Annotated in this window: 4 protein-coding genes and 2 pseudogenes; 3 read left to right on the top strand and 3 right to left on the bottom strand. The window is 70.0% G+C overall.

Translation table 11 applies throughout. The features are described from left to right. Positions 1-164, top strand: a pseudogene (locus CR938_RS13840) (IS1595 family transposase); the annotation flags it as partial. Positions 165-249: 85 nt separating this feature from the next. On the opposite strand, the gene CR938_RS13835 reads toward CR938_RS13840, so the two are convergent. The 3 genes from CR938_RS13835 to CR938_RS13825 form a co-directional block, all read right to left on the bottom strand. Next, the gene (locus tag CR938_RS13835; protein ID WP_162125547.1) at positions 250-1,422 is read right to left on the bottom strand and encodes a polyketide cyclase; all 1,173 of its coding nucleotides are present in this window, start codon (positions 1,420-1,422) and stop codon (positions 250-252) included. Positions 1,423-1,685: 263 nt separating this feature from the next. Beyond that, positions 1,686-2,327: a response regulator gene (locus CR938_RS13830; RefSeq protein ID WP_162125546.1), complete on the bottom strand. Its 642-nt coding sequence runs from the start codon at positions 2,325-2,327 to the stop codon at positions 1,686-1,688. Next, the gene (locus CR938_RS13825) at positions 2,324-3,523 is read right to left on the bottom strand and encodes a sensor histidine kinase (RefSeq protein WP_162125545.1); all 1,200 of its coding nucleotides are present in this window, start codon (positions 3,521-3,523) and stop codon (positions 2,324-2,326) included. Before CR938_RS13825 ends, CR938_RS13830 begins: the two co-directional genes overlap by 4 nt. A gap of 143 nt (positions 3,524-3,666) precedes the next feature. On the opposite strand from CR938_RS13825, the gene CR938_RS13820 reads away from it, so the two are divergent. Further along, complete coding sequence (locus CR938_RS13820) at positions 3,667-4,263, top strand: GNAT family N-acetyltransferase (protein ID WP_162125544.1); 597 nt, start codon at positions 3,667-3,669, stop codon at positions 4,261-4,263. A gap of 1 nt (position 4,264) precedes the next feature. Continuing rightward, a pseudogene (gene minC, locus CR938_RS13815) lies at positions 4,265-4,703 on the top strand (septum site-determining protein MinC); the annotation flags it as partial.

Genomic DNA, 4,703 nt, shown 5'->3' with positions numbered 1-4,703 from the left:
TCCGCCAGGCCAAGTACGCGCGGCGCTACCTGGCCGAAGCCGCCTACCGGTTCAACCGTCGCTTCCGCCTGCATGAGATGCTGCCGCGACTGGCCACCGCCATGCTGCGCTGCAAGCCTTGCCCCGAGCCGGTCTTGCGCGCTGCGAGCAATTTTCATGGCTGAGGGTCGGGGCTAATCAGGAACGAAAAAGCGCCGCTTGCGCGGCGCCTTTCCAGGGCTGGCGGATGCCGGCAAACGCCGGCCCCGCTTACTTGACGGCCCAGTAGACGTCGTACTCGCCCTCGGCGGTGAACGACTTGTCCACGCCACCCTTCCAGGCCTCGTACGGACGCTCGGTGACCTCGTAGCCGTGGGTCATGGCCCAGGCGCGCACCGAGTTGCGCACGGCGTCCAGCTCGGCCATGTAGCCGGTGTAGGCGCCGTAGGCGGCACGGTGGGCCTTGGTGCGCACGTACTGCACCGGGGCGCCCTGCGGGATGGTGACCTTCAGCTCCTCGCCCTCGGCGGCCACCAGCGGGGCCTGGGCAGCCTCCGGCTTGGCCTTGGCGGCGTCCTCGCCCTCGCCCTCGGCCTTGGCCTGCTCCTCGCCGGCGGCGGCCGGCGCCGAGCCCTTGCGGCGCACCGGCACGGCCACGTCGAAGGCGTACTTCTCGGCGCCGAAGTCGGTGGTGATGATGCGCAGCGGACCGGCGGCCTCCAGGCCGTTGGCGTCCATGACGCGCTTGATCCACTCCTGGTTGTTCTTGATCGACTGCTTGATCGCGTCGTTGGTGCGGTCCACGTTGCCGGCGTTGACCACCAGCAGATCCTCGGCCGGGACGTCGACGATCTTCAGGTCGCGCAGCGGCACGCCGTCGGCGCGGTAGTCGAAGTTCGGCACCGCGGCCAGCATGTTGGCCATGCGGCTCAGGCCCAGCTTCATGTCGTCGCCGACGTGGCGGCCCACGTACAGGCCGGCGTAGCGGCCCAGCAGGTCCCAGCCGTACTCGACGTCGTAGGTCTGGGTGATCTTGACGTTGCGGTTGTTCTTGCCGGTCGGCTCCAGCAGGAACTGCATGGTCTTGTCACGGCCCCGCTGCGAGTCCTCGACCTTGATCACCACCTTCTCGTTGGGGACCGACTCGACGATCTCCCAGCTGCCCGAACCGATGTAGCCCTCCCGGGAGGCGTAGTCCAGGCGGGCGCCCGGGCCGGTCTCCGGGCCGGACAGGCGCAGCTCGATCTTCGGATCACGCAGCACCAGCGGGTTCCAGTCCTTGAAGCGGCGCAGATTGTTCACCGTGTCGTACACGATGGTCATCTTGCGGTTGGTTTCCACGCTTTCCGAGATGTGGCGATGGTCCGGCAGGATGATGCCGACCACCAGGAACAGGACAGCCACGATCCCCAAGGCGATCAGGAACTCGATAATGCGGGTCATTCAGGAGTCTCCGGGGCCGATTCCACGGCGAGTTTGGCGATGCGAAGGGCGAATCGTAGCAGGCTTCCGCGCCCGCGCGCAGCCGTGGCCGGCGATCCGCCGCCGTGTCGCAACGGAATTCTCACAATCCGGGCACACCCTGCGCGACCGCACGCAACGGTATGGAGCAGTGGCGACGTGCCCCGCGCGCGCTTCCGGCGCCGGTCGCCGCCGGCGCGGCCCGACGCCCGTCGCCTCCGGCACCGTGCCGGACATGCCGCCGCTCAGACCAGCTGCAGCTCGAAGGCCTTGAGCACGGCGCGGGTGCGGTCGCGCACGCCCAGCTTGCTCAGGATGTTGGACACGTGGTTCTTGATCGTGCCCTCGGCCACGCCCAGCGAGTTGGCGATCTCCTTGTTGGAGAAGCCGGAGGCCATCAGCCTCAGGATCTCGGTCTCGCGGTCGGTGAGCGGGTCCGGGCGGTCCAGGCTGACGAAGTCGTTGCGCATGTGCTCCAGGCCCGAGAGCAGACGCTGGGTCACCGCCGGCTGCACCAGCGAGCCGCCCTCGGCCACGGTGCGGATGGCCCCGACCAGCTGCTCCAGGGACACGTCCTTCAGCAGGTAGCCCTTGGCCCCGGCCTTGAGGCCGGCCAGCACCAGCTGGTCGTCGTCGAAGGTGGTCAGGATGATGGTCGGCGGCAGCTGGCCCTGGCGGGACAGCACCTGCAGCGCCTCCAGGCCGGACATCACCGGCATGCGCATGTCCATCAGTACCACGTCGGGGGCGGCCTGGGGGATCAGCTCCACCGCCTGGCGGCCGTCGCTGGCCTCGGCCACCACCTCGATGCCTCCATCGAGGGCCAGCAGGGATCGGATGCCTTGGCGCACCAGGGTCTGGTCGTCGACCAGGCAGACTCGGATCATGGCAGCGCTCCTTCGGTAACGGGCCGGGCCAAGGTGGCGGCGGGAATGGACAGCCGGAGGCGGAAGCCGTCCCCCTGCCGGGTCTGGATCTCAAGGGTACCGCCACACTGGCGGACCCGTTCATGCATGCCGCGCAGGCCGTTGCCGGGCACCAGCCCGTCGGCGCCGCGCCCGTCGTCGCGCGCGTCCAGCACGATGGCCTCGGCCTCCCGCCAGATCCGGATCCACAGGTGGCGGGCCCCGGCGTGGCGCACGGCGTTGGTGATGATCTCCTGGGTGCAGCGCAGGATCACGTGGGCCCGTTCCGGGTCGTCCACGGCCAGGGGCGACTCGACCTGCAGGTCGATGTCCAGCGCCGGCACGTGGTCGGCCAGCGGGCGCAGGGCCGCGGCCAAGTCGATCCCGCCGCTGGCGTCACGCAGCTGGGACACCGCCTCGCGCACGTCGGTCAGCAGCAGCTTGGCCAGGGTGTGGGCCTGGCGGACGTGCTCCTGGGCGCGCCCCTCGGTCATGTGCCCGGCCACCTCCAGGTTCAGGCTCAGCGCGGTCAGGTGGTGGCCCAGCAGGTCGTGCAGCTCGCGGGAGATGCGGGTGCGCTCGTTGACCCGGGCGCTCTCGGCCAGCAGGGCGCGGGTGGCGCGCAGCTCGGCGTTGAGCCGGCGCTGCTCCTCCCGGGCCTGGGCCTGCTGCCGGGCCACCAGGCTGGTCACGTAGATGAACAGGGAAAAGCCGCCGTACAGCAGCGACTGCATCAGCGCCTCGAACAGCGGCATGTGGAACATGCCGTAATAGATGGGCAGCACCGCCAGCTGGCTGACCAGCAGCAGCAGCACCCCGGAGGCCGGGGGCAGCAGCCAGGGGATCACCCCGGCGGCCACCATCAGCAGGATGCTGCCCAGGCCGGAGGCATTGAAGTAGCTGACCGCCAGGGCGGCCACGGTCAGGGCCAGCAGCAGGACCCGGTCGGTCCAGGTCGGGCGGGCATAGCCCAGCCCCCGGGTCAGCCACCAGTAACAGGCGCCGAAGCCGAAATAGCAGACGAACAGCCCCAGGATCAGGCCGCGCTCGGCGTCCAGGGCGAAATCCTCGCTGCCGTAGGCGGGCACGTACTGGGAATAGACCAGCGGCACGCCCACCATGGCCCAGGTGAACAGGCCGGCATAGCGCAGCAGGCGGGTGTGGCTGAGGCCGAACATGGCTGCATCTTACGGCCCCGCCGCGGCCGGCGCGCTGCGACGGAAGTCATGTTCCGTTCGCCCGGCTCCGGGGCCCCATGCAATAATCCCGGCTGGCCGCCGACCGCGGCCGCGCATTCCTTCCGGAGCCGGTTCCCCTCTCCATGTCCATCGTCATCCGCGACGTCCGCGAACACGAGCTGGACTCGGTCCTGGCGCTCAACAACAACGCCGGATCGGCGATCCTGCCGCTGGATTCGGCCAGGCTGCACTCCTTCTACGAGAAGGCCGAGTACTTCCGCGTGGCCGAGCGCGACGGCAACCTGGCCGGGTTCCTGGTCGGGTTCGGCAGCGACAGCGACCACGACAGCTGCAACTTCGCCTGGTTCAAGGAGCGCTACCCGCACTTCTTCTACATCGACCGCATCGTGGTCGCCTCCCGCCGCCGCGGCGGTGGCGTGGGCCGCGCCTTCTACGCCGACGTGCAGAGCTACGCGGAGCTGCGCTACCCACTGCTGTGCTGCGAGGTGTTCCTCGACCACGGTGCCGACCCGGCGCTGCTGTTCCACGGCAGCTTCGGCTTCCACGAGGTCGGCCAGAACGTCATGCCCGACGTGGATGTGCGCGCCAGCATGATGATGAAGGAACTGTGCTCCTACCCGTGGGTCCGCGAGACCTACGGCGACAACCTGCCCGACCTGCCGTGGGTCGGCCGCCCGCGCCGGCCACAGCCGCGCACCAGCCTGGCGACGGGAACCTGACGTGGCGCTGGCAGTGAACGACTACGAGCAGGCCGGCGAACTGAAGATCGGCCAGGTGGGCATCGCCAACCTGCGCGTGCGCACCCTCGACGTGCCGCAGCTGGTGCGCGAGATGCGCGAGCGCGTGCAGCGCGCGCCCAAGCTGTTCGGCCGCGCCGCGGTGATCGTGGACTTCGGCGGCCTGAGCCAGACCCCCGACGAGGCCACCGCCCGCGCCCTGATCGAGGGCCTGCGCGAGGCCGGCGTGCTGCCGGTGGCCCTGGCCTACGGCACCCGCGAGAACGACGCCCTGGCCGAGCGCCTGGGCCTGCCGGTGCTGGCCAAGTTCCGCGCCCAGTACGAGCGCGCCGAACCGGCCCCCGCCCCGGCGCGTGCCCCCGCTGGCTCTTCTACCCATCCTCCGCTGCCGCCGAATAGAGAGTGGAGGCTCGCGCGTGTTG

Source organism: Pseudoxanthomonas taiwanensis, assembly GCF_010093135.1.
In the GTDB taxonomy this organism is placed as follows: Bacteria; Pseudomonadota; Gammaproteobacteria; order Xanthomonadales; family Xanthomonadaceae; genus Pseudoxanthomonas; species Pseudoxanthomonas taiwanensis.
This window is presented reverse-complemented; position numbering and strand designations above follow the sequence as displayed.